Annotated in this window: 20 protein-coding genes and 5 tRNA genes; 13 read left to right on the forward strand and 12 right to left on the reverse strand. The window is 60.9% G+C overall.

Annotated features, from left to right (window positions below; translation table 11 throughout):
- Positions 1-216: 216 nt before the first annotated feature.
- The 3 genes from ACU8HS_RS00310 to ACU8HS_RS00320 all read right to left on the reverse strand — a co-directional run bounded on the left by ACU8HS_RS00310 (position 217) and on the right by ACU8HS_RS00320 (position 2,308).
- A complete protein-coding gene (locus tag ACU8HS_RS00310) occupies positions 217-420 on the reverse strand; it encodes a DUF3126 family protein (RefSeq protein WP_007827403.1) in 204 nt (67 codons plus the stop codon).
- Between the two features lie 137 nt (positions 421-557).
- Positions 558-1,391: a serine O-acetyltransferase gene (cysE, locus tag ACU8HS_RS00315; protein WP_112758123.1), complete on the reverse strand. Its 834-nt coding sequence runs from the start codon at positions 1,389-1,391 to the stop codon at positions 558-560.
- Between the two features lie 131 nt (positions 1,392-1,522).
- On the reverse strand, positions 1,523-2,308 hold the full coding sequence (locus ACU8HS_RS00320; protein ID WP_112754496.1) for an alpha/beta fold hydrolase: 786 nt from the start codon (positions 2,306-2,308) through the stop codon (positions 1,523-1,525).
- A gap of 147 nt (positions 2,309-2,455) precedes the next feature.
- Here ACU8HS_RS00320 and ACU8HS_RS00325 point away from each other — a divergent pair, with 147 nt between their 5' ends.
- Both ACU8HS_RS00325 and ACU8HS_RS00330 read left to right on the forward strand, forming a co-directional pair.
- The gene (locus ACU8HS_RS00325; protein ID WP_112568092.1) at positions 2,456-2,701 is read left to right on the forward strand and encodes a zinc-finger domain-containing protein; all 246 of its coding nucleotides are present in this window, start codon (positions 2,456-2,458) and stop codon (positions 2,699-2,701) included.
- A 25-nt stretch (positions 2,702-2,726) separates the two neighbouring features.
- Positions 2,727-3,875, forward strand: a complete 1,149-nt coding sequence (locus ACU8HS_RS00330) for an FAD-dependent monooxygenase (protein WP_447015206.1) — start codon at positions 2,727-2,729, stop codon at positions 3,873-3,875.
- Positions 3,876-3,890: 15 nt separating this feature from the next.
- Here the strand turns inward: ACU8HS_RS00330 and ACU8HS_RS00335 are convergent, their stop codons facing one another.
- On the reverse strand, positions 3,891-5,081 hold the full coding sequence (locus ACU8HS_RS00335; RefSeq protein WP_112704863.1) for a cystathionine beta-lyase: 1,191 nt from the start codon (positions 5,079-5,081) through the stop codon (positions 3,891-3,893).
- Positions 5,082-5,088: 7 nt separating this feature from the next.
- On the opposite strand from ACU8HS_RS00335, the gene ACU8HS_RS00340 reads away from it, so the two are divergent.
- From ACU8HS_RS00340 to ACU8HS_RS00365, 6 genes are all read left to right on the forward strand, one after another.
- Positions 5,089-5,250 (forward strand): hypothetical protein, encoded by a 162-nt coding sequence (locus tag ACU8HS_RS00340; protein ID WP_447015207.1) that lies wholly within the window; start codon positions 5,089-5,091, stop codon positions 5,248-5,250.
- 208 nt (positions 5,251-5,458) lie between these two features.
- On the forward strand, positions 5,459-6,487 hold the full coding sequence (locus ACU8HS_RS00345; RefSeq protein WP_112568098.1) for an amino acid ABC transporter substrate-binding protein: 1,029 nt from the start codon (positions 5,459-5,461) through the stop codon (positions 6,485-6,487).
- A 101-nt stretch (positions 6,488-6,588) separates the two neighbouring features.
- Positions 6,589-7,791, forward strand: coding sequence for an amino acid ABC transporter permease (locus tag ACU8HS_RS00350; protein ID WP_112568100.1), 1,203 nt, complete (start codon positions 6,589-6,591; stop codon positions 7,789-7,791).
- A 1-nt stretch (position 7,792) separates the two neighbouring features.
- Positions 7,793-8,938 carry an amino acid ABC transporter permease gene (locus ACU8HS_RS00355; RefSeq protein ID WP_112568102.1) on the forward strand — a complete coding sequence of 382 codons (1,146 nt, stop codon included), beginning with the start codon at positions 7,793-7,795 and terminating at the stop codon, positions 8,936-8,938.
- A gap of 15 nt (positions 8,939-8,953) precedes the next feature.
- On the forward strand, positions 8,954-9,727 hold the full coding sequence (locus ACU8HS_RS00360; protein WP_112568104.1) for an amino acid ABC transporter ATP-binding protein: 774 nt from the start codon (positions 8,954-8,956) through the stop codon (positions 9,725-9,727).
- A 592-nt stretch (positions 9,728-10,319) separates the two neighbouring features.
- Positions 10,320-10,844 carry a DUF992 domain-containing protein gene (locus ACU8HS_RS00365; protein WP_112568108.1) on the forward strand — a complete coding sequence of 175 codons (525 nt, stop codon included), beginning with the start codon at positions 10,320-10,322 and terminating at the stop codon, positions 10,842-10,844.
- A gap of 133 nt (positions 10,845-10,977) precedes the next feature.
- Here the strand turns inward: ACU8HS_RS00365 and ACU8HS_RS00370 are convergent.
- The 5 genes from ACU8HS_RS00370 to ACU8HS_RS00390 all read right to left on the reverse strand — a co-directional run bounded on the left by ACU8HS_RS00370 (position 10,978) and on the right by ACU8HS_RS00390 (position 13,294).
- Positions 10,978-11,054, reverse strand: a tRNA-Arg gene (locus ACU8HS_RS00370).
- 57 nt (positions 11,055-11,111) lie between these two features.
- Positions 11,112-11,417, reverse strand: coding sequence for an ETC complex I subunit (locus tag ACU8HS_RS00375; protein ID WP_112568114.1), 306 nt, complete (start codon positions 11,415-11,417; stop codon positions 11,112-11,114).
- Positions 11,418-12,067: 650 nt separating this feature from the next.
- Positions 12,068-12,144: transfer RNA gene (locus tag ACU8HS_RS00380), tRNA-Pro, on the reverse strand.
- Between the two features lie 83 nt (positions 12,145-12,227).
- Positions 12,228-12,716: a DUF192 domain-containing protein gene (locus ACU8HS_RS00385; protein WP_112704865.1), complete on the reverse strand. Its 489-nt coding sequence runs from the start codon at positions 12,714-12,716 to the stop codon at positions 12,228-12,230.
- Positions 12,716-13,294, reverse strand: a complete 579-nt coding sequence (locus ACU8HS_RS00390; protein WP_112568118.1) for a cold-shock protein — start codon at positions 13,292-13,294, stop codon at positions 12,716-12,718. The genes ACU8HS_RS00385 and ACU8HS_RS00390 overlap by 1 nt, the downstream gene beginning before the upstream one ends.
- A gap of 194 nt (positions 13,295-13,488) precedes the next feature.
- Between ACU8HS_RS00390 and gloA the strand changes: the two genes are divergently transcribed.
- From gloA to ACU8HS_RS00415, 5 genes are all read left to right on the forward strand, one after another.
- The gene (gene gloA, locus ACU8HS_RS00395) at positions 13,489-13,929 is read left to right on the forward strand and encodes a lactoylglutathione lyase (RefSeq protein WP_112568120.1); all 441 of its coding nucleotides are present in this window, start codon (positions 13,489-13,491) and stop codon (positions 13,927-13,929) included.
- 96 nt (positions 13,930-14,025) lie between these two features.
- On the forward strand, positions 14,026-15,123 hold the full coding sequence (locus ACU8HS_RS00400; protein ID WP_447015208.1) for a YcbK family protein: 1,098 nt from the start codon (positions 14,026-14,028) through the stop codon (positions 15,121-15,123).
- A 194-nt stretch (positions 15,124-15,317) separates the two neighbouring features.
- Positions 15,318-15,392, forward strand: a tRNA-Glu gene (locus tag ACU8HS_RS00405).
- 74 nt (positions 15,393-15,466) lie between these two features.
- Positions 15,467-15,541, forward strand: a tRNA-Glu gene (locus tag ACU8HS_RS00410).
- A 214-nt stretch (positions 15,542-15,755) separates the two neighbouring features.
- Positions 15,756-15,830, forward strand: a tRNA-Glu gene (locus tag ACU8HS_RS00415).
- Positions 15,831-16,027: 197 nt separating this feature from the next.
- Here the strand turns inward: ACU8HS_RS00415 and recJ are convergent.
- The 3 genes from recJ to ACU8HS_RS00430 form a co-directional block, all read right to left on the reverse strand.
- Positions 16,028-17,830 carry a single-stranded-DNA-specific exonuclease RecJ gene (recJ, locus tag ACU8HS_RS00420; protein WP_447015209.1) on the reverse strand — a complete coding sequence of 601 codons (1,803 nt, stop codon included), beginning with the start codon at positions 17,828-17,830 and terminating at the stop codon, positions 16,028-16,030.
- A gap of 433 nt (positions 17,831-18,263) precedes the next feature.
- The gene (locus ACU8HS_RS00425) at positions 18,264-19,589 is read right to left on the reverse strand and encodes a homoserine dehydrogenase (RefSeq protein ID WP_447015210.1); all 1,326 of its coding nucleotides are present in this window, start codon (positions 19,587-19,589) and stop codon (positions 18,264-18,266) included.
- A gap of 65 nt (positions 19,590-19,654) precedes the next feature.
- Positions 19,655-20,872, reverse strand: coding sequence for an LL-diaminopimelate aminotransferase (locus tag ACU8HS_RS00430; RefSeq protein ID WP_112568128.1), 1,218 nt, complete (start codon positions 20,870-20,872; stop codon positions 19,655-19,657).
- Positions 20,873-21,041: the final 169 nt, after the last annotated feature.

Below are 21,041 nucleotides of genomic sequence, written 5' to 3' on the forward strand. Positions count from 1 at the left end.
GCATCGCAAAACACCCAAAGGTTGCGGCGACGATCGGCGCCAAAGGCCGGATTTCCGGGCACGTTCGTCTTTTATTGATTTTGCTAAAATATATCACGCGGCTGCAACCAGAGGGTTATCGGAAATTTTGGCAGACCGGCGTATCCGGCGACGGGCGCAAACAAAAAGCCGTGCATCGGTTGGCGACGCACGGCTTTCGATCGAAGTGACGAACAATCAGAGATCGACGTCGAGAATTGCCATCGAGAAATTGTAGGAACGGTCGCCGTCCTCGTCATCGATGTAGATGACACCCAGAAATTCTTCGCCGATATAGACTTCCGCGGAATCGTTCTTACGCGGACGCGCCTTCACCACGATCTGCGGGTTCAGCGTGCGTTTGAAATAGGCGTCGAGCTTCTTGATTTCTTCGGGCTTCACTCTTTCATCTCCGTAATCGATCTCGGTTGGCCGCTTCTTGCACAGGTAAAGCGGCGCTGTAAAGGTCGCGAGATCGAGTTAGCAATGTCTGTCCCTGCCTGGATTTAGGCGCTTTCCCGCATTTTTCCAATGAAAGTTCAGATATCGGCGCCGATGACCTGATCCATGATGCGCGCAGGCTCGGAACAGCCTGCCTCGCCGACGACCTTGGCCGGCACGCCCGCCACCGTCGTCTTCGGAGGCACGGGCTTCAGCACGACGGAACCGGCGGCGACGCGGGAGCAGAAGCCGATCTCGATATTGCCGAGGATCTTGGCGCCGGCGCCGATCAATACGCCCGTGCCGATCTTCGGATGGCGGTCCGCACCTTCCTTGCCGGTGCCGCCGAGGGTTACGCCATGCAGGATGGAAACATTGTCGCCGATGACGGCGGTTTCGCCGACGACCAGGCCCGTCGCGTGGTCGAGGAAGATGCCCTTGCCGATCCGCGCGGCCGGGTTGATATCCGTCTGGAAGACGCTGGACGAACGGCTCTGCAAGTAGAGCGCGAAGTCGCGGCGGCCGCGGTTCAGCAGCCAATGGGCCAGCCGGTGGGTCTGCAGGGCATGGAAGCCCTTGAAGTAGAGAACGGCTTCCATGAAGCGCAGGCAGGCGGGATCACGATCATAGACAGCCTGGATATCGACGCGCAGGATCGAGCCCCATTCCGGCCAGTCCTCCAGCATTTCCTCGAAGGTCTGGCGCAGGAGGTTTGCCTGCATGTCGGGGTGGTCCAGGCGCTCGCAGATGCGGTGTATGACGCATTCTTCCAGCGAGCGATGATTGATAACCGTCGAATAGAGGAAAGCGGCCAGCACCGGATCGCCTTCGGCGGCAAGACGTGCCTCCTCGCGCAGGCTGTCCCAGATCGGGTCCATCACCTTCAGCGGATGGGCTGTGTCCAGCGTGCGGATATCCGTCTTAGCGACCATTACAGGTCTCCTCATTTCCCGTTGGAATGCGATTATATAGAGGAAAACGCCGATAACATAAATGGGTGCCGGAGCCACGCATTTTCAGCGCGTTTTTCGCGATATCACGCATATGTCACCCGCCGGCGACATCAGCCGGCGGCAACCCTTTCGTAGAATTCCAGAACGGCCTTCTTGAAGACCCTGTCGCCCACGGCCAGCATGTGGTCGCGGCCTGGAATATCCAGCGCTTCGGCATTCTGCATCAGCGCCGCAAGCTCCTGGGGAGAGCCGGCGATATCGTCCTTCGTTCCAACCCCGATCAAGGTCGGCGCCTCGATCCTGCCCATATCGGCGCGGGCAACCAGATCGCGCGATCCCTTGATGCAGGCGGCAAGCGCCTCGCGGTCGCTCTTCGTCTGCTCGGCAAAGGCGCGGAACATCTGACCGCGCTGATGGGTGACATCGGCGAGCGACGGCGCCAGCAGCGCATCGGCAATCGGATCCCAGTCGCCGACGCCGTCCGTCATGCCGATGCCGAGGCCGCCGAGAACCAGCGAGCGGACCCGGTGCGGATGGGCAAGTGCCGCAAAGACGGAAATGCGGGCGCCCATCGAATAACCCATCAGGTTGGCTTCGGGAATGCCGAGATGATCGAGCAGCGCAATCGCATCGCCTGCCATGAACCACGGCCTGTAAGCCTCGGCATCACGCGGCTTGTCGCTGGCGCCATGACCGCGGTTGTCGATGGCGATGACCCGGTAGCCGGCGTCACCCAGCGTCTTCAGCCAGCCCGGATGAACCCAGTTGACATTGGCCGAGGAAGCAAATCCGTGGATCAGCAGCACCGGTGCGCCGGACGGATCGCCCTCGTCGAAATAGGCGAGTTTCAGTCCATCATGCGTGAAGCTTGAAAATGCAGGCGTATTCAGGTTCATCGGGTCGTCCTTGTTTGGCGCGACCATAGTCGAGCGGTCTTTCAGCGTGAAGCCAAAAACTCGCAGGGGAGCCATGCTTTGGCACTACACTTTTCCTGCGAAGGCCTATAAGGTCCGCGCAGAATTTCAAAGCATTCGGAGACAGACATGGCCGGCCACAGCATTCCCCACTTCCAGAACGACGGCGGTCACCGCGTTATCGAAGTCGGTGTCAAGGAATTCATGTGCACCGGCGCATCCGTTCCCTTCGACCACCCGCACATCTTCATCGATATGGGCGACGATAACGAGAAGGTCTGCTCCTACTGCTCGACGCTTTATCGCTTCAACGCGTCGCTGAAGTCCAACCAGACCAACCCGCCCGGCTGCGTCTTCCACGTCAAGGCGGCGTAATTTCCCTCTTTAGATCGGATATCCCATGCCGGTCGAACATGCCGCCATTATCGGCGCCGGAATTGCAGGCCTGACGGCCGCTCTGGCGCTGGCGCGACGCGGCATCAGCTCCGATATTTTCGAACAGGCGCCCGAGCTTGCAGAGGTCGGCGCCGGGCTGCAGATCTCTCCCAACGCGTCGCGCGTGCTTGCCGAACTCGGTGTGCTCGACGGGCTTGCCAGCCTCTGGCTCGAGCCGCAATCCATCCGGCTGATCGCGGGCAGTTCGTTGCGCGAACTCGCCGCCGTTCCTGCCGGGAGTTTCGCCAGGAACCGCTGGGGCGCACCCTATGGCGTCCTGCACCGCAAGACGCTGCAAAAGGCCCTTCTGGATGCGGTCAGCGCCAATCCGCTCTGTGCGCTCCATCTGGGAACGCGCTTCGAATCGGGTCTGCCGCAGGCTTCGCGTCCTGCCGATGTCGTCATCGGCGCCGACGGCGTCTGGTCCAGGCTGCGCCAGGCAATACCGGGCGCCCCTGCCCCGCGCTTCTCCGGAAATATCGCCTTCCGCTTCACCATCGCAGAAGCGGAGGCGCCGGGCTTTCTCGATCGCAGCAGCGTTTCGGCCCTGCTCGGCTCGTCGGCGCATATGGTCTGCTATCCGCTGAAGGAAACCGGCGGCTTCAACATGGTGGCGATCACCGCCGGCAATATTGCGCCGCAGGCCTGGCAAGGCGAACCGACCAAGGCGCAGCAGCAGCTTCTGCAGTCGCGCTTCCGCCGCTGGCATCCTGCCGTTGCCGCCTTGCTCGCGCGGCACAGCGATATCACCTTCTGGCCGCTTTTCGAGGCAACGCCAGGCAGATGGCAGGACGGCGGCAGGACCGTGCTGATCGGCGATGCGGCGCATGCCATGATGCCCTTTGCCGCCCAGGGCGCAGCGATGGCGATCGAGGATGCGTTCGAGCTTGCCGCCTTCCTGGCCACCCGGCCGGTTGCGGAAGCCATTTCGCTCTTCGAACGGCATCGCACGCCGCGCATCGCCAGGCTGCGCCAGCGCGGCGCCTTCAACCGCTTCGCCTATCATGCAAGCGGACCGATCCGCCTCGGCCGGGATATCGTGCTGTCGCTGAAACCGCCGCAAAGCCTCGCGGCGGATCTCGACTGGATTTACGGCTACCGCCCGGTTGGCTGACCGGACAAGGGCCGCTCAGACGGCATTTGCCGCAGCAAAGCCGCGCTCGATATCGGCCTTGAGATCAACAATATCTTCAAGGCCGATCTGCAGGCGAATGACCGGACCTTCGGCCGGCGCCGTGGCGATCTTGCGGTCGGAAAGATTGACGAGCACGGCAAGGCTCTCATAGCCGCCCCAGGAATAACCCAGCCCGAAATAGGAAAGCGCATCGAGGAAGGCATGGGCCTTCTGTTTGGCTTTCTGCGGATCGTCGGCCCGCAGCACGAAGGAAAAGATGCCGCTCGCGCCCTTGAAGTCGCGCTTCCAGATGTGATGCGAGGGGAAGCTCGGCAGGGCCGGATGAAGCACGCGGGCAACCTCCTCCCGGTTTTCAAGCCATGAGGCAATCTTCAGCGCGCTTTCGTAGTGACGCTCGAGCCGGATGCCCATGGTGCGCAGGCCGCGCAGGATCTGGTAGGAATCATCCGGCGCGCCGCAGAGGCCAAGCGTGCCGTGCGTTTCGATCAGCCGCGGCCAGTGTTCGGCATTGGCGGAAATCGTTCCCATCAGTATGTCGGAGTGCCCGGAAGGATATTTGGTGGAGGCATGGATCGATACGTCGACGCCATGGTCCAGCGGACGGAAATAGAGAGGCGTGGCCCAGGTATTGTCCATCAGCACGACGGCGCCATGTTTGTGCGCGACAGCCGCGATGGCCGGGATATCCTGCATTTCGAACGTATTGGAACCGGGTGCCTCGGTCAGCACGACCGTGGTGTTCGGCTTGATCATCGTCTCGATGCCCGCACCGGCGGCCGGATCGAAATAATCGACCGCAATGCCCATCCGCTTCAGGATCGTATCGCAGAAATGGCGCGTCGGGCCGTAGACGGAATCGACGATCAGCGCATGATCGCCCGCTGCGACATAGGCCAGAATGGCGACGGTGACGGCCGCGAGCCCGGAAGGCACCAGCACGGTTCCGGCGGAGCCTTCAAGCGCGTTGATCGCTTCGGCGAGGGCGTCGGTGGTCGGCGTGCCGCGCGTGCCGTAGGTATATTTCTTGGTACGCGTCTCCATCGATCTGGCATCGGGAAAAAGCACGGTCGATGCGCGCACGACCGGCGGATTGACGAAGCCGTGGTAGTCGCTGGGGTCGTAGCCGATGTGGGAAAGACGGGTATTGACGCCGGCATCCGGCAGGAGACTGTCTAGATCTTTCATATGGAGAATGGCCTTCTGGCAAGCGTATGCGGAGGCGCAAACTTTTGAACCCCGTGCCCTTTCCGGTCAACCCCTACAACTTGACGTGATCGGCCAGGCCAACGGCGCCTGCGGCCTTTACATCGTGATTTCAGCGCTATTTTTCGTCAGTGCGGCGCTCAATTTCTGACCAAGTGCCTATGGACGCGGCGCAATCTGCCAAAATGCTGAAATTTGCCGCAATTATCGGCCGCGACACTTGACCATGGTGACATTTGCGACTGTGATAGAACCACTCGCGCCGGGAGGGTTGCGGGAAACGGGGAGGCAAACGGGCAATTTCAAACCGGCCAGTCCCCGAATAGATAAAGATAAGACAACGGAAAAGGTTGGGAAAAATGAAGTACAAGCTCCTGTCCGCCGCAGCAGTCGGCGCAGCAGTTTTCGCTTTTGGCGCTTCGGCCGCTTCGGCCACCACACTTGAAGATGTAAAAGCAAAAGGTTTCGTGCAGTGCGGCGTCAATACCGGCCTTGCCGGCTTTGCCGCTCCTGACGCGTCCGGCAACTGGTCCGGCTTCGACGTCGATTTCTGCCGCGCAGTTTCTGCTGCGATCTTCGGCGACGCCAACAAGGTAAAGTTCACCCCCCTCAGCGCCGCCAACCGCTTCCCGGCCCTGCAGTCCGGCGAAGTCGACGTGCTGGCCCGCAACACGACCTGGACGATCAACCGCGATACGGCTCTCGGCCTGAACTTCCGCTTCATCAACTATTATGACGGCCAGGGCTTCATGGTTCGCAAGAGCCTGAACGTGAAGTCGGCGCTCGAGCTTTCCGGCGCATCCGTCTGCGTGCAGTCCGGCACCACGACCGAGCTCAACCTCGCCGACTATTTCAAGGCCAACAACCTCCAGTACAATCCGGTGGTCTTCGAGAAGCTGGATGAAGTCAACGCCGCCTACGATTCCGGCCGTTGCGACGTCTACACGACCGACCAGTCCGGCCTCTACTCGCTGCGCCTGACGCTGAAGAACCCCGACGAACACATGATCCTGCCGGAAATCATCTCCAAGGAGCCGCTGGCTCCGGCCGTGCGCCAGGGTGACGACCAGTGGTTCGATATCGTCAGCTGGGTCGGCTATGCGATGATCAACGCCGAAGAATTCGGCATCACGCAGGCCAATGTCGACGAGATGAAGAACTCGCCGAACCCGGATATCAAGCGCTTCCTCGGCGTTGAGGCCGATACGAAGATCGGTACCGACCTCGGCCTGACCAACGACTGGGCCTACAACGTCGTCAAGAACGTCGGCAATTATGGCGAAGTCTTCGAAAAGAACATCGGCCAGGGCAGCCCGCTGAAGATCGCACGCGGCCTTAACGCGCTCTGGAACAAGGGTGGCATTCAGTACGCTCCGCCGGTTCGCTGACCGGCATTACGCATGAAAAGCCGGAAAGGCGGGCGACCGCCTTTCCTCCTCCTATAAAAAAGCTCCGAAAAGGGGCGCATAACGTGGGGAATTGGCCAGGAATGACGCATCAGGTTGCGGAATCTACACCCATATCCAGGAGCGGATGGACCTTCCAGTCCGCCCTTTACGACCCCAAAATCCGGGGCATCTTCTTTCAAGCTCTTACCATCATACTGCTGGTCGCCTTCATCTGGTCGGTTGCTCACAACACGGCCGTGAATCTGGCCCGCGCCAACATCGCATCGGGTTTCGGCTTTTTGAACGGCCGCGCCGGCTTCGAAGTCGGCCAGTCGCTGATCGCCTATTCGAGCGATTCGACCTATGGCCGCGCGCTGCTCGTCGGCTTCCTCAACACGCTGCTGATCGCCGTGACCGGCATCATCACCGCAACGATCATCGGCTTTGTCATCGGCATTGGCCGCCTTTCACGCAACTGGCTGATCGCCAAGCTCTGCACGGTCTATGTGGAAGTCTTCCGCAATATTCCGCCGCTGCTCGTCATCTTCTTCTGGTATTCCGGCGTGCTTGCCGTTCTGCCAAACGCGCGTGAATCGCTGCACCTGCCCTTCGGCTCCTATCTCAACAATCGCGGCCTTTCTTTCCCGAAGCCGATCTTCGGAGAAGGCTTCTGGTTCGTCGGCGTCGCGTTGCTGGTTGCGGTGGTCGCGGTGATCGTGACCGCCCGCTGGGCACATAACCGGCAGGCGAGAACCGGTCAGCCGTTCCACACGATCTGGGTTTCCATCGGCCTGATCGTCGGCCTGCCGCTTATCGCCTTCCTGCTTGCGGGCGCACCGCTTTCCTTCGACTTTCCGGTCGCGGGCAAGTTCAACCTGAGCGGCGGTTCCGTGATCGGCCCGGAATTCATGTCGCTTTTCCTGGCGCTTTCCTTCTACACGGCGGCATTCATCGCCGAGATCGTCCGTTCGGGCATCCGCGGCGTGCCGAAGGGACAGACGGAGGCGGCAGCCGCACTTGGCCTGCATCCGTCGTCGATCACCCGTCTGGTGGTCATTCCCCAGGCATTCCGTATCATCATTCCGCCGCTCAGCAGCCAATATCTGAACCTCACCAAGAACTCGTCGCTGGCGATCGCCATCGGCTTTGCCGATCTCGTGGCCGTCGGCAGCACGACGCTCAACCAGACTGGCCAGTCCGTCGAGGTGATTCTCATCTGGATGGTCATCTATCTCGCCATCAGCATCGTGACCTCGCTGCTGATGAACTGGTTCAACGCCAAGATGGCATTGGTGGAGAGATAAGATGAGCGACAGTTTCGTCAGAACCAACATGCTGGCGCAGGAACCGCCGCCGCCCGGGGAAAAGGGCGCCGGAGCCTGGATTCGCCGCAACCTGCTTGCAACGCCGAAGGATATCGTCTTCACCGTGCTGGCCCTGGCCTTTCTCGGCTGGGCACTGCCGCAGGCCATCAACTGGCTGTTCGTGCAGGCGGTCTGGACGGGTCCGGACCGCACGTTCTGCGCCACGACTGTTCAGGGCGGCATCCAGCCCGACGGCTGGAGCGGAGCCTGCTGGGCCTTCGTCAACGCCAAGTTCGACCAGTTCATCTATGGACGCTATCCGCTCGACGAGCGCTGGCGGCCGACCCTCGTCGGCATTCTCTTCGTGCTCCTGCTCGTGCCGATGCTCATTCCTTCGGTGCCGCGCAAGGGCCTGAACGCGATCCTTCTTTTCATCGTGCTGCCGATCATCTCCTTCGTCCTGCTCTATGGCGGCTTCGGTCTCGAGACGGTCGAAACGCCGCTCTGGGGCGGGTTGATGGTGACGCTGGTTCTCTCCTTCGTCGGCATCGCGGTTTCCTTCCCGGTCGGCATTATCCTGGCGCTCGGAAGACGCTCGCATATGCCTGTCATCCGCATGGTCTGCATCGTCTTCATCGAAGTGGTCCGCGGCGTTCCGCTGATCACGGTGCTGTTCATGGCAAGCGTCGTGCTGCCGCTTTTCCTGCCGGCGGGCTGGACGGTGGACAAGCTGCTGCGCGCGATCGTCGGCGTGTCGATCTTCGCCTCCGCCTATATGGCCGAGGTCATTCGCGGCGGTTTGCAGGCTATCCCGAAGGGTCAGTTCGAAGGGGCGGATTCGCTCGGCCTCGGCTATTGGCAGAAGATGCGGCTGATCATCCTGCCGCAGGCGATCAAGCTGGTGATCCCCGGCATCGTCAACACTTTCATCGGCATGTTCAAGGATACGTCGCTGGTGTCGATCATCAGCATGTTCGACCTGCTCGGCATCGTCCGCCTGAACTTCACCGACGCCAATTGGGCAACTGCCGTGACGCCGTTGTCCGGGCTGATTTTCGCGGGCTTTACCTTCTGGCTTTTCTGCTTCGGCATGTCTCGCTATTCAGCATTCATGGAACGTCATCTCGATACCGGCCACAAACGATAAAAAGAGGAACAAGCAATGGCAGAAGCCCAAACGAAAAAGATGACCGTGTCGGCAACCGACGTTGCCGTCGAGATCATCAACATGAACAAGTGGTACGGTGACTTCCACGTGCTCCGCGACATCAACCTGAAGGTCATGCGCGGCGAGCGCATCGTCATCGCCGGTCCGTCCGGTTCCGGCAAGTCGACGATGATCCGCTGCATCAACCGTCTGGAGGAGCATCAGAAGGGCAAGATCATCGTCGATGGCACGGAACTGACAAACGATCTCAAGAAGATCGATGAAGTGCGCCGCGAAGTCGGCATGGTGTTCCAGCACTTCAACCTGTTCCCGCATCTGACCATCCTGGAAAACTGCACGCTGGCGCCGATCTGGGTGCGCAAGATGCCGAAGAAGCAGGCGGAAGAAATCGCCATGCATTTCCTCAAGCGCGTCAAGATCCCCGAGCAGGCCAACAAATATCCGGGTCAGCTGTCGGGCGGCCAGCAGCAGCGCGTGGCGATTGCCCGCTCGCTCTGCATGAACCCGAAAATCATGCTGTTCGATGAGCCGACCTCGGCTCTCGACCCGGAAATGATCAAGGAAGTTCTGGATACGATGGTGGGCCTTGCCGAGGAAGGCATGACCATGCTGTGCGTCACGCACGAAATGGGCTTTGCCCGGCAGGTGGCGAACCGCGTGATCTTCATGGACCAGGGCCAGATCGTCGAGCAGAATTCGCCGGCCGAATTCTTCGACAATCCGCAGCATGAGCGCACCAAGCTGTTCCTCAGCCAGATCCTGCACTGATCGGCGATCTCCGCTTCAAAACCCGCCGGCGGGCTGCCGGCGGGTTTTTCCTGTGCTTCAGCGCGATGCCGTCGAACGCAGCAGGCCACACAGTCCGGCAAGGCCGGAATCGTAGCCGCCGCCGGCGGTGATATCCCGGCCGAAAACTGTCAGTGCCTGCCTCGGAATGAGCGCCCAATCCCCAAGAATGGGAACAGCCGGCCTCGTATTTTACGGCAACCCGCTTCAGATCAGTTGCGGCCGTCGTTCGGCCGCGACTTTCGCGCCTGTGTGCTGCGGGAAGAGGCGGTCTTGCCGTCGGGCTGACGGCCGAAACAGGTTGCGCCGAGATGTCCGCCGGCACTGGTCTTCTCTACCTGCCGCTCTGCTTTCCCGCGGATCTCGTCTGAATCGGTCTTGCCCGTTCGGATCGCCATCGTTGGAACAATGGACGATCGCACAACCTTTGCAGCCCGATAGGGTTCCATAAAAGACGGCCGCGGCAGGTTGGCACAGGCAACGGCCGGAACCAAAATGAGAGCAAAGACTTTCCTGCCTTGGTTATGACAAAGCCGACGCTATATCCTTCCTGCGATATCCAAAGGAGATTGAAATGAAAAAGATACTCGCAACCACAATCGCCGCAGCCTCGCTGCTTCAGGCCTTCGTCATGGGTGCCAGCGCTGCAGACATGGTACGGGCGGCGCCGCCGGCTGCTCCCGACGTCAGCGGGGGCGTGAAGATCGGCTACCTTAGCTGCGATATCGGCGGCGGCGTCGGCTATGTGCTTGGCTCCTCCAAGCAGATCGATTGCGTCTTCCAGCCGACGAGCAATGCGGAAGCGCCCGAACATTACAGCGGCGCGCTGCGCAAGTTCGGCGTCGATCTTGGCTTCACCACGCGCGGTCGCCTCCTTTGGGCCGTCTTCGCACCGACCGCCGGCTATCATCGCGGCTCCTTGGCCGGCCTCTATCAGGGTGCAACCGCTGAAGCGACGCTGGTCGGCGGCATCGGCACCAACGTGCTCTTTGGCGGCACCTCCGGTTCGATCCATCTGCAGACGATCAGCGTGACCGGCCAGCTTGGTCTCAACCTGGCCGCCACCGGCACATCGATGACGCTGACGCCCGAGGGCTAAACGGGCAAGGGCCGGCGGCGCCTCGTCATACCGCGTGCGCCGCCGGCCGAACTATTGCTGCCGATGCCAAACAGCATTTGACCGCGAACAGCGGTTCACGGCCAGTCACGGCGTCCAGAAAAGTCTGAAAAGATGGCGACCCCTGCAGGACTCGAACCTGCGACCTGCTGCTTAGAAGGCAGCTGCTCTATCCAGTTGAGCTAAGGGGCCGTCTCAATGTCGCGATGGCGCGACACCAGGCATTTCAGCATGCAAGCCGCAAACGGATCAATGCGTCCAGGGCTGCGTGCGGGTATAGCGGAAATTGTCCGGATAAGCGACGACCTGGCGGGCCGGGTCCTTCGGAGCGATGACGCGGTATTCGATGCCGTTGCGCTTGGCATAGGCTTCGGCAAGTTCCTGCGTTTCGAAAGTCAGCTTCAGCTGCTGGCGCATATCGCCAGACGACGTGTAGCCCATGATCGGATCGATCTTGCGCGGCTGCTCCTGATCGAACTCCAGCACCCAGAGATGGGTCTTGGCCTTGCCCGACTGCATTGCGGTCTTGGCCGGACGATAGATCTTAGCAGACATGACTGCGACGCCTCCGATATGCGGGCAAGGCCCGCCTTTCATGACTTAGCCCGTGACAGGGCGCTTCCACACCCAGCATGGCAGGAAGAAGTGAATTTTGCTTATCCGCGAATCCCCGTTTTTTCAAGGGAAAAGCGCCGTTGCCACAGGACCGGCGGATCGGTGAAACCGAATGGCTCGCAGCGCGTTATTGCTGCAGAGCGCGCAAGCGCAGCCCTCATTCGCAGCCGGGTGTGGATAAACGGGCAATCCTGTCAGCCGATCCGAAATGTTTCGGATTGTTGCATGTTTTGATCGCTTTCTAATTGTTATGGCCGGCATAGGCGACTAGGGTGTCTACCAACCGTTGTGACACGGGTGCGAGCTATGAGAACCTCAGCGGAATTTCATGCCATCATGATTGGAGCAAGCATCACTGCGTTTTTCTATGCGGCGATCAGCTATGCCCAATATGTCGGCCTGCTTGCTCAGGGCTGATTGACGGCACGCCTCAGCAGGCGTGCCCTGCCATGTGAACGGCATCGTCACCATCTTGCAGATCGGGGAAACCATTCTGGCCGAGGGATTTCCTGAACGCGAACCGGCCCTGCGGCCCGCATGTCGACGGACTGCGAAACCAGCTTAAATCACGGAAAATATTGGGAAAACAATGGTCGGAGTGGAGAGATTCGAACTCCCGACCCTCTGGTCCCAAACCAGATGCGCTACCAGACTGCGCTACACTCCGAGCCTTTGATGGCAGCGGGAATACACGCTTCCCCCTGCCCTCGCAACCCCATAAATCGGCCTTTGCCGCCAGATTTCACAGGCTTACTTTGCCTTTTTCGTCGTCGTGGCGCTGACGAGACGATCGCCGGGGCGGATGTTGAGCTTGCGGGCGATGCCGGCATTCAACTCGACCACATAGCGGACCTCCCCCATCGAATCGATGATGTCGCGGGAAAAAGGTGTGGCGTCTTCCTTGATATGGGTGATGATGCCCCTGTCGTCCGCAAAGAGCATGTCGAGCGGCAGCACGGTATTTTCCATCCACATGGTGACGCGCCGCGATACGCCGAAATCGAAGATCATGCCGGCATCCTCGGCCATCGCCTTGCGGAACATCAGCCCGTAAGCGCGCTGGTCGCCGGTGGCGGCGATCTCGACGGTGAAATGCAGCATCTTGCCGGCAGCCGTCTGGATGATCAACGGCTCCTTGTCGAAGTGCATGTCCTGCTGCGCAAATGCCGGCAGGGCGATCATGAAAAAAAGCGCCATGAAGGCGCTTCTCATCATCTCCACAGAGAACAGGCTGCGCATCAGTGAGACCGGCCGACCGGGCTCGGAACGTCAGGATGGATTTCCGCGGCCATCAGGCCCTTCTCGCCGTCGCCGAAGCGCACCAGCACCACCTGGCCGGGCCGCAGTTCCGTGAGGCCGAAGCGGCGCAGCGTTTCCATATGCACGAAAATGTCTTCCGTGCCTTCGCCGCGCGTCAGGAACCCGAAGCCCTTGGTGCGGTTGAACCACTTTACAAGCGCGCGTTCGAGGCCGCTCGTTGCCGTGACCTGCACGTGGGTGCGAACCGGCGGCATCTGCGAGGGGTGGACCGCAGTCGACTGATCCATGGAAAGGATCTTGAAGGCCTGGAAGCCGCGCTCGCGGCGCTGGATGAGAGCGACGATGCGTGTGCCCTCGAGGATGGTCTGGTAGCCGTCGCGGCGAAGGCAGGTCACGTGCAGCAGCACATCCTGCATGCCGTTATCGGGAACGATGAAACCAAAGCCCTTGGCCACGTCGAACCATTTCACCACGCCGGTGATTTCAACGAGGTCAACCGGTTCCCCCGACAACTCTTCAAGGTCGGTAAAGCCATTCGGTGAAATCCTGTCAGCCATGTCGCCAGCCCCTCAATACGCGTCACACTGTTACGGTTAACTGATTCTTGAAATCAAGATTAACATCTTGGTAACGGATAAGCGCAAGTCCTAGTTTTCGGTTATTCCCAACTGTACATTTTATCGCGATGACTTGCCCGAAACTGGCGTCTGTTACTCCAGATGGGCTAGCCTAAATAGAGAGAGGAAACACAATGCGTTATCTCCACACCATGGTTCGCGTCAAAGACCTCGACGCTTCCCTCCATTTCTACACCACACTCTTCGGACTCGAGGAAATCCGCCGCCATGAGAACGAGAAGGGCCGCTTTACGCTCGTTTTCCTGGCTGCTCGCGATGATCTCGACCGCGCCCGCAGCGAAAAAGCCCCCTGCCTGGAGCTCACTTATAACTGGGACACGGAAGATTATACCGGAGGACGCAATTTCGGTCACCTCGCCTATGAGGTGGATGATATCTACGCGATCTGCCAGAAGCTGATGGATAACGGCATAATCATCAATCGCCCGCCGCGTGACGGCAATATGGCCTTCGTCCGTTCGCCCGACGGCATCTCGATCGAGATCCTGCAGAAGGGCGAAAGACTGGCCCCGGCCGAGCCGTGGCTGTCCATGGGCAATACCGGCACCTGGTAAGCCAAGCTGCAGGCAAGCTTCACGAGGCATTCTCCGGCTCCATCGTAACGGAAGCGCGCTTTCGGGCGCCTTCCGCATTCACCGGAGACTTCTCGGTTGACCAGAAACAACAAGCGCATTGCCCCTCCGAGCCGGCAGGCCGTCGGTGCTTTGCTGATCGCCAGCTCCATCCTGGCGCTTTCCGGCTGCGTCTCCGACAAGAAGGCGCTTGATTCGGCCGCCGTCTCCACACCGGCTGCGGAAGGGCAGCCGGCACCGCGGCTGGCGGCGGCAATGCCCGCCGCATCGTCGAGCGCGCCGAAACAGCCCTATCGCGATCCGATGCTGACCAATGTCTCCGGCGTCGATCCGCAGGTGGCGGCGCAGGATGCAAATGCCGCAGCGGTCGCTCCGCCCGCCGATCCGGCGATGCAACAGCAGCAGCCGGCCAATATCGGCGGCCTCGTCATGCAGTCGACGCGAATCAATGCGCAGGCGATGAGCATCTTTTCCGATCATCAGCCGCAGGCGCAGAACAATTCGACCTCGACGATCATCCAGCCGCAGGGCGTGAACGCCTACGCGCCGCAGAATGCCGGCCCGCGATCGAGCGTGTTCAGCGCGCCGCCCGAGCCGCAGCAGGGCGAGATGCTGCCGCAGCAATCGTCGCAGAATACCAGCACGAAGCTCGCGCCCGTGCAGACCGCCTCGCTTACCGGCAGCAGCATTCCGGGATCGACGATGAATGCCCTCTACAGCGCGCCGAAGCAGAACCTGCTCGGCAGCCTTTCCGGGCTCCTGCAGAAAGCGTCGCTGCCCGGCATGACGCGCATCGCGCCGAACGGCCTGCATGTGCAGAACGATGGCGTCCAGGTCGGCTGCTTCAAGCCCGATCTCATGCGGGTCATCAAGACGGTGGAGACGCATTTCGGCAAGCCGGTCGTCGTCACCTCGGGCTACCGCGATCCACAGCACAACCGCGAAGTGGGCGGGGCCGAGGAATCGATGCACAAGAGCTGCGAAGCCGCCGATATCCAGATCGACGGCGTCAGCAAATGGGATATCGCCGAATATATCCGGTCGCTCCCGAACCGCGGCGGCGTCGGCACCTATTGCCACACGGATTCGGTCCATCTGGACACGGGCAATGCCCGCGACTGGAACTGGGGCTGCGGCCGCAAGCGCGCGCCGATTGCTTCGGCGAGAGCGATCTGACCTCGAAGGCCTGCAAACCTGACGCTGGGCAAGCGGTCTGCGCCGGGTTTTCGGCGGCCGCCGCAGCCCTTTGATTCGGCTGCGATAATCCTCATTTTCCACAGACGGAAACTGCCTGTCATTTTTTTGAAAAATTTCGATTTTGCCGCTTGCGGGATCGGAAGTGCCTGACTATAACGGCGCCACCACAGCACGCGCCCTTCGTCTATCGGTTAGGACGACAGATTTTCATTCTGTAAAGAGGGGTTCGACTCCCCTAGGGCGTGCCACTTCCTTCTTTCAATTTCGCATCTCCTTACCGCTTGCCGAACGCGTTGCGCTTTCCTATTTGAGCTGAAAGCCTGCGCCCTTCGTCTATCGGTTAGGACGACAGATTCTCATTCTGTAAAGAGGGGTTCGACTCCCCTAGGGCGTACCAGCATCAGCCGACATTTTCCCTAGAGCAAGATTGTCCGGCTCACGGTCGGCGAGCGGTGAACGGATCCGTGGCGGCACCGAATACGGGCAATGAAGCCGCCATTTCCGGCTTTTCCACAAGCCCAGCAAAAAACTGCATAATCCTACAAAATTTTCTCATTTTGCCGCTTGCGGTGCACAAAAGTGCTGACTATAAGGGCGCCACCACAGAGCACGCGCCCTTCGTCTATCGGTTAGGACGACAGATTTTCATTCTGTAAAGAGGGGTTCGACTCCCCTAGGGCGTGCCACTCTCCTTCATTATTCTCATGTTTTTCATAGAGTTGCGTTTGCGGATCCCGATGGGCAAAAACTGTCGGCAAGAGAAGCGCGCGCCCGTTCCCTCTGCCGCCGGCCATCGGCACGATCGCGGGCGGCGTAACGCCAGCTCCTGCCTGCCTTCACGGAAAATCAGCGCTTTCCCGACCGCAGCCTCGCCTTCGGCCGGTCACTTGGCCGGCGCGGCATCGCTGATGCGCAGCTGGATCCTGCGCGAGCCCTGATAATGCTCTGCGCCGAGCGAGCCTGCGACATGCAGGTTGGCGCCGCGGGAATTGAGCAGCAGGTTGCCGAGCGGGGTCTCGGCGGCCCGGAAGGCGATGCCGTCGAGGCGCGCGCCGTCCATGGCTTCCAAGGTCACTTTCACATGGCGCTCGCCGACCAGGCGCGAATCGCGCACCCGGTGCGCCGGGACGGCAAAGACCGGCTGGGGATGCCCCGAACCATACGGCCCCGCCGTTTCCAGACGGTCGATGAGATCGATCGTCGCGCCGCTTGCCGCAATCGCGCCATCGATCTTCAGCGTTTCATTGGCGACAAGGGCCGACACCGTCTTCTGCGCCTTCTCGGTGAAGAAGGCTCTGAGAAGGCCGAGCTTGCCGCGCTCGACGGTCAGACCGGCTGCCATGGCATGGCCGCCGCCTTTCACCAGCAGCCCTTCATCGACCGCCGCGCGCACCATCCGGCCCATGTCGAAGCCGTTGATCGACCGGCCCGAGCCGGTCCCCCGGCCCGACGGGTCGAAGGCGATGGCGAAGGCGGGCCGCTTGAACCTCTCCTTCAGGCGCGCGGCAATGAGGCCGACAATACCGGGGTGCCATTTCTCATGCGCGGTGACGATGACGGAAGCCCCCTCGCCGTCTCCATATTCTGCGAACGCTTCGGCCTCGGCCTCCTGCAGCATGGCCGCTTCCATGGCCTGCCGCTCGCGGTTGAGTTCGTCCAGCCTTTGGGCGATGGCTTCGGCCTCTACGGGATCATCCAGCGTCAGCAGGCGGCTTCCGAGCGCCGCGTCGCCGATCCGCCCGCCGGCATTGATGCGCGGGCCGATCAGGAAACCGAAATGGTAGGGCGTCACCGGCCCTGCCAGGCCCGCCTTGCGGAACAGCGCCGCAAGGCCGGCATTGCTCTGGTGGCGCGCGGCAACCAGTCCCTTGACCACGTAGGCGCGGTTGAGCCCCTTGAGGGGCACCACGTCGCAAACGGTCGCGAGCGCCACGATGTCCAGCCACTGCAGGAGGTCGATCGCGAGAATGCGCTTGTCTCCCGCCTCGCGCAGCAGGCGCAGCGTTGCCACCAGCACCATGAAGACGACGCCGGCCGCACAGAGATGACCCAGCCCGGACAGGTCGTCCTCGCGATTCGGATTGACGAGAGAATGGCAGGGCGGCAGCTCGTGCGTTACCTGATGGTGGTCGATGACCACGACATCGATGTTGCGGTCGGCGGCGGCCGCCAGCGCCTCATGACTGGTGGAGCCGCAATCGACGGTTACGATCAGGCGCGCGCCGTTGTCGATCAGCTGATTGATGGCGGTCGGATTGGGGCCGTAACCTTCGAAGATGCGATCGGGAATATAGATATGCGCCTTGACGCCGAAATGGGTCAGGAAGCGATACATCAGCGCGGAAGAGGCCGCACCATCGACGTCGTAATCGCCGAAGATCGCAACCGGCTCACCCTTGCGGATCGCGTCCGCGAGGCGCCTGGCGGCCTTCTCGCAGTCGGTCAGCCTGTAGGGGTCGGGCATGAGGCTGCGGATCGTCGGATCGAGAAATTCGACAGCTTCATCCACCGTCACCCCGCGTCCGGCAAGCACGCGGGCGATGAGATCCGGCAGGCCGTGCATCTGTGACATGGCAAGGGCGCGGTTCTGCCCCGCCTGATCGAGGCGCGAAACCCAGCGATTGTCGAGAACGGATCTTTCGACGCCCAGAAAGGCGCGCGGTACCGGATCGACCTGATCTGCCATGCCAAACTCCGCTTTCATCATCTGCCCTTTTTACAGATGCGGAACGGATAGCAAAGCGCTTGATTTCAGGCCTGTGGATTACCAGAAAATTGCCCAGATAACCAAGCCGATAAGCAGCAGCTGGACGAAGAGGACCGAGAGCAGGATCAGCAGCGTGGCCCAATTTCGCCCCTGTCGCGGCTCGCATTCAAGGGCGGCTCCAAGCGCCGTCGGCTCAGATTTCGGAGAACTCGCCCGAGGGCTCTCGAGCTCGATCACTACGTCCTGCGTCTGCTCGATCTTCCTCAACCCGCGACTCCAACGGCTCCCGGATTGATTATATCGATATCCGCATATCTGTTAATATGAATTTTGGTGAAGTGCTTTGATTAATAACAGAAAACCCGCCCGAGAGGCTCCGGGCGGGCTGATCTGTTCCAATCTGGAACAAATGTCAGGCTTCTTCCTTGGGACGCTCGATGCGGATCACCTGCGGTTCACCAACCAGATAGCCCTCTTCCTTGATCGCGGCGACGGCCTTGCGCACTGAGTCTTCCATCGTCGCGTGGGTAACGAGGATGATCGTCTGGTGATGCGAGGGCGCCAGATGCTGCTTGGAGCGCTGGACGATCGATTCGAGAGAAATGTGGTTTTCGGCCATGCGGGTTGCGACGCTGGCGAAGACGCCGGTGCGGTCGAGAACGGTCAGGCGGATGAAATAGCCGCCCTCATGGCTCTGGATCTGCGCCTTGCGATAGGGTTCCAGCGATTTTGCCGGATGGCCGAGAACCGGAACGCGCTGGGCGCCCGGCTGGCTCTTGGCGATGTCGGCGATATCGCCAAGCACCGAAGAGGCCGTAGCGTTGCCGCCGGCACCGGGGCCGACCATCAGAAGTTCGCCGAGAATATCGGATTCGATCGCGACCGCGTTGGTGACGCCATCGACCTGGGCGATGACGGAATCGACCGGCACCATGGTCGGATGCACGCGCTGTTCGATGCCCGTATCGGTGCGCTGGGCAACGCCGAGCAGCTTGATGCGGTAGCCGAGGTCGGCGGCAGCGCGGATATCCTCTATCGAGATATTGGTGATGCCTTCGAGATAGATATCGTCGGCGGCGATCCTGTTGCCGAAGGCAAGCGTCGTCAGGATCGACAGCTTGTGGGCCGTGTCGTTGCCTTCGATGTCGAAAGCCGGATCGGCTTCGGCATAACCGAGACGCTGGGCTTCCTTCAGGCAATCGGCAAAGGACAGGCCTTCCTTCTCCATCTTGGTCAAGATGTAGTTGCAGGTGCCGTTCATGATGCCGTAGACGCGCGAGATCGTGTTGCCCGTCAGGGATTCACGCAGCGCCTTGATGACCGGGATGCCGCCGGCAACGGCCGCTTCGAAGTTGAGCAGCGAGCCCTTTTCCTCGGCGATCGCCGCAAGCTCGACACCATGATAGGCAAGCAGCGCCTTGTTGGCTGTCACCACATGGAGACCGCGCGAAAGAGCGGCGCGAACGGCCTTGTTGGCAGCTCCCTCGGCGCCACCAATCAGCTCGACGAAGACGTCGATATCGGCCTTTTCGGCCAGTTCATCCGGGCGCTCGTACCAGGCGATGCCGGCCAGATCGATGCCGCGGTCCTTCGTTCGGTCGCGGGCCGAAACTGCCGTAATCGTAATCGGGCGTCCGCAGGTGACTGCAAGTTCGTTGCTCTTCTGCCTGATGATGCGAACAAGCGAGGCACCGACGGTACCCAAGCCCGCAATGCCGATTTTAAGGGCATCTGCCATGGATCGATCCTGAAATGTCTGGTGAAAGACAGCCGCAGATCTTGCGGCTGTCTTCGCGGTTGGAATTAACGGTGGGCGTTGAGCGAGATGACGTTGTGCATCGTCTCGTCTGCCGTCGACATGAACTTCTTGATGTTGCGCGCAGCCTGGCGGATGCGGTGTTCGTTCTCGACCAGCGCCAGACGAACGTAGTCATCGCCCTGTTCTCCGAAGCCGATGCCCGGGGCAACGGCAACGTCTGCCTTCTCGACCAGGAGCTTGGAAAATTCCAGCGAACCGAGATGACGGAACTTTTCCGGGATCTTCGCCCAGGCGAACATGGTGGCGGCCGGCGGCGGCACTTCGAAGCCGGCCTTGCCGAAGCTTTCGACCATGACGTCGCGGCGGCGCTTGTAGACGTTGCGGACTTCGGCGATGTCGGAACCATCGCCATTCAGCGCATGGGTCGCCGCGACCTGGATCGGCGTGAAGGCACCATAATCCAGGTAGGACTTCACACGCGTCAGGGCCGCAATCAGCCGTTCGTTGCCGACTGCAAAGCCCATGCGCCAGCCCGGCATGGAGAAGGTCTTGGACATGGAGGTGAATTCGACCGTCACATCCATTGCGCCCGGAACCTGCAGGACCGACGGTGGCGGCTCGCCATCGAAATAGATTTCCGAATAGGCAAGGTCCGAAAGCACGATGATGTCGTGCTTCTTCGCAAAGGCCACGACCTCCTTATAGAAGTCGAGGGTTGCCACGAAGGCCGTCGGGTTCGACGGATAGTTCAGGATCAGCGCCAGCGGCTTCGGGATCGAATGGCGCACGGCGCGCTCGAGCGGCGGGAAGAAGCTGTCGTCCGGCTCGACCGACATGGAGCGGATCACGCCGCCGGCCATCAGGAAGCCGAAGGCATGGATCGGGTAGGTCGGGTTCGGGCAGAGGATGACGTCGCCCGGCGCGGTGATGGCCTGCGCCATATTGGCGAAGCCTTCCTTGGAGCCGAGGGTGGCAACCACCTGCGTGTCGGGGTTCAGCTTCACGCCGAATCGGCGGGCGTAATAGGCAGCCTGGGCGCGGCGCAGGCCGGGAATGCCCTTGGAGGACGAGTAGCGGTGGGTGCGCGGGTCCTGGACGACTTCGCAAAGCTTGTCGACGATCGCCTGGGGGGTCGGAAGGTCAGGGTTTCCCATGCCGAGATCGATGATGTCGGCCCCGCCCGCTCGCGCGCTCGCTTTCAAACGGTTGACCTGTTCGAAAACGTAGGGCGGCAAACGCCGGACTTTGTGAAACTCTTCCATCTCTTTCCCCATGGAAATGCGGCCAACCTGACCGCTGTCGAAGCTCGTTCCGTCTCCCGGCATCTGCGATACGAGCTTCAGACTCGCAGCGCCGTATTCCTCTTGAACTCAAGCTGCGCGGCAAATCTTTGACGGAGAGGCCGCGCATGAAGCGCATTATCGGGAAAAT

The sequence above is a fragment of the Rhizobium sp. KDH_Rht_773_N genome (assembly GCF_052946295.1).

Bases quoted from the DNA above. Each gene is read 5' to 3' on its own strand.
- recJ (WP_447015209.1), bottom strand. From the start codon at position 17,830: ATGGCAGATCAGGTCGATCCGGTACCGCGCGCCTTTCTGGGCGTCGAA.
- ACU8HS_RS00425 (WP_447015210.1), bottom strand. From the start codon at position 19,589: ATGGCAGATGCCCTTAAAATCGGCATTGCGGGCTTGGGTACCGTCGGT.
- ACU8HS_RS00345 (WP_112568098.1), top strand. From the start codon at position 5,459: ATGAAGTACAAGCTCCTGTCCGCCGCAGCAGTCGGCGCAGCAGTTTTC.
- ACU8HS_RS00320 (WP_112754496.1), bottom strand. From the start codon at position 2,308: ATGAACCTGAATACGCCTGCATTTTCAAGCTTCACGCATGATGGACTG.
- ACU8HS_RS00325 (WP_112568092.1), top strand. From the start codon at position 2,456: ATGGCCGGCCACAGCATTCCCCACTTCCAGAACGACGGCGGTCACCGC.
- ACU8HS_RS00335 (WP_112704863.1), bottom strand. From the start codon at position 5,081: ATGAAAGATCTAGACAGTCTCCTGCCGGATGCCGGCGTCAATACCCGT.
- ACU8HS_RS00385 (WP_112704865.1), bottom strand. From the start codon at position 12,716: ATGCGCAGCCTGTTCTCTGTGGAGATGATGAGAAGCGCCTTCATGGCG.
- ACU8HS_RS00360 (WP_112568104.1), top strand. From the start codon at position 8,954: ATGGCAGAAGCCCAAACGAAAAAGATGACCGTGTCGGCAACCGACGTT.
- ACU8HS_RS00355 (WP_112568102.1), top strand. From the start codon at position 7,793: ATGAGCGACAGTTTCGTCAGAACCAACATGCTGGCGCAGGAACCGCCG.
- ACU8HS_RS00430 (WP_112568128.1), bottom strand. From the start codon at position 20,872: ATGGAAGAGTTTCACAAAGTCCGGCGTTTGCCGCCCTACGTTTTCGAA.
- cysE (WP_112758123.1), bottom strand. From the start codon at position 1,391: ATGGTCGCTAAGACGGATATCCGCACGCTGGACACAGCCCATCCGCTG.
- ACU8HS_RS00375 (WP_112568114.1), bottom strand. From the start codon at position 11,417: ATGTCTGCTAAGATCTATCGTCCGGCCAAGACCGCAATGCAGTCGGGC.
- ACU8HS_RS00340 (WP_447015207.1), top strand. From the start codon at position 5,089: ATGGCCTTCTGGCAAGCGTATGCGGAGGCGCAAACTTTTGAACCCCGT.
- gloA (WP_112568120.1), top strand. From the start codon at position 13,489: ATGCGTTATCTCCACACCATGGTTCGCGTCAAAGACCTCGACGCTTCC.
- ACU8HS_RS00365 (WP_112568108.1), top strand. From the start codon at position 10,320: ATGAAAAAGATACTCGCAACCACAATCGCCGCAGCCTCGCTGCTTCAG.
- ACU8HS_RS00350 (WP_112568100.1), top strand. From the start codon at position 6,589: ATGACGCATCAGGTTGCGGAATCTACACCCATATCCAGGAGCGGATGG.
- ACU8HS_RS00390 (WP_112568118.1), bottom strand. From the start codon at position 13,294: ATGGCTGACAGGATTTCACCGAATGGCTTTACCGACCTTGAAGAGTTG.
- ACU8HS_RS00330 (WP_447015206.1), top strand. From the start codon at position 2,727: ATGCCGGTCGAACATGCCGCCATTATCGGCGCCGGAATTGCAGGCCTG.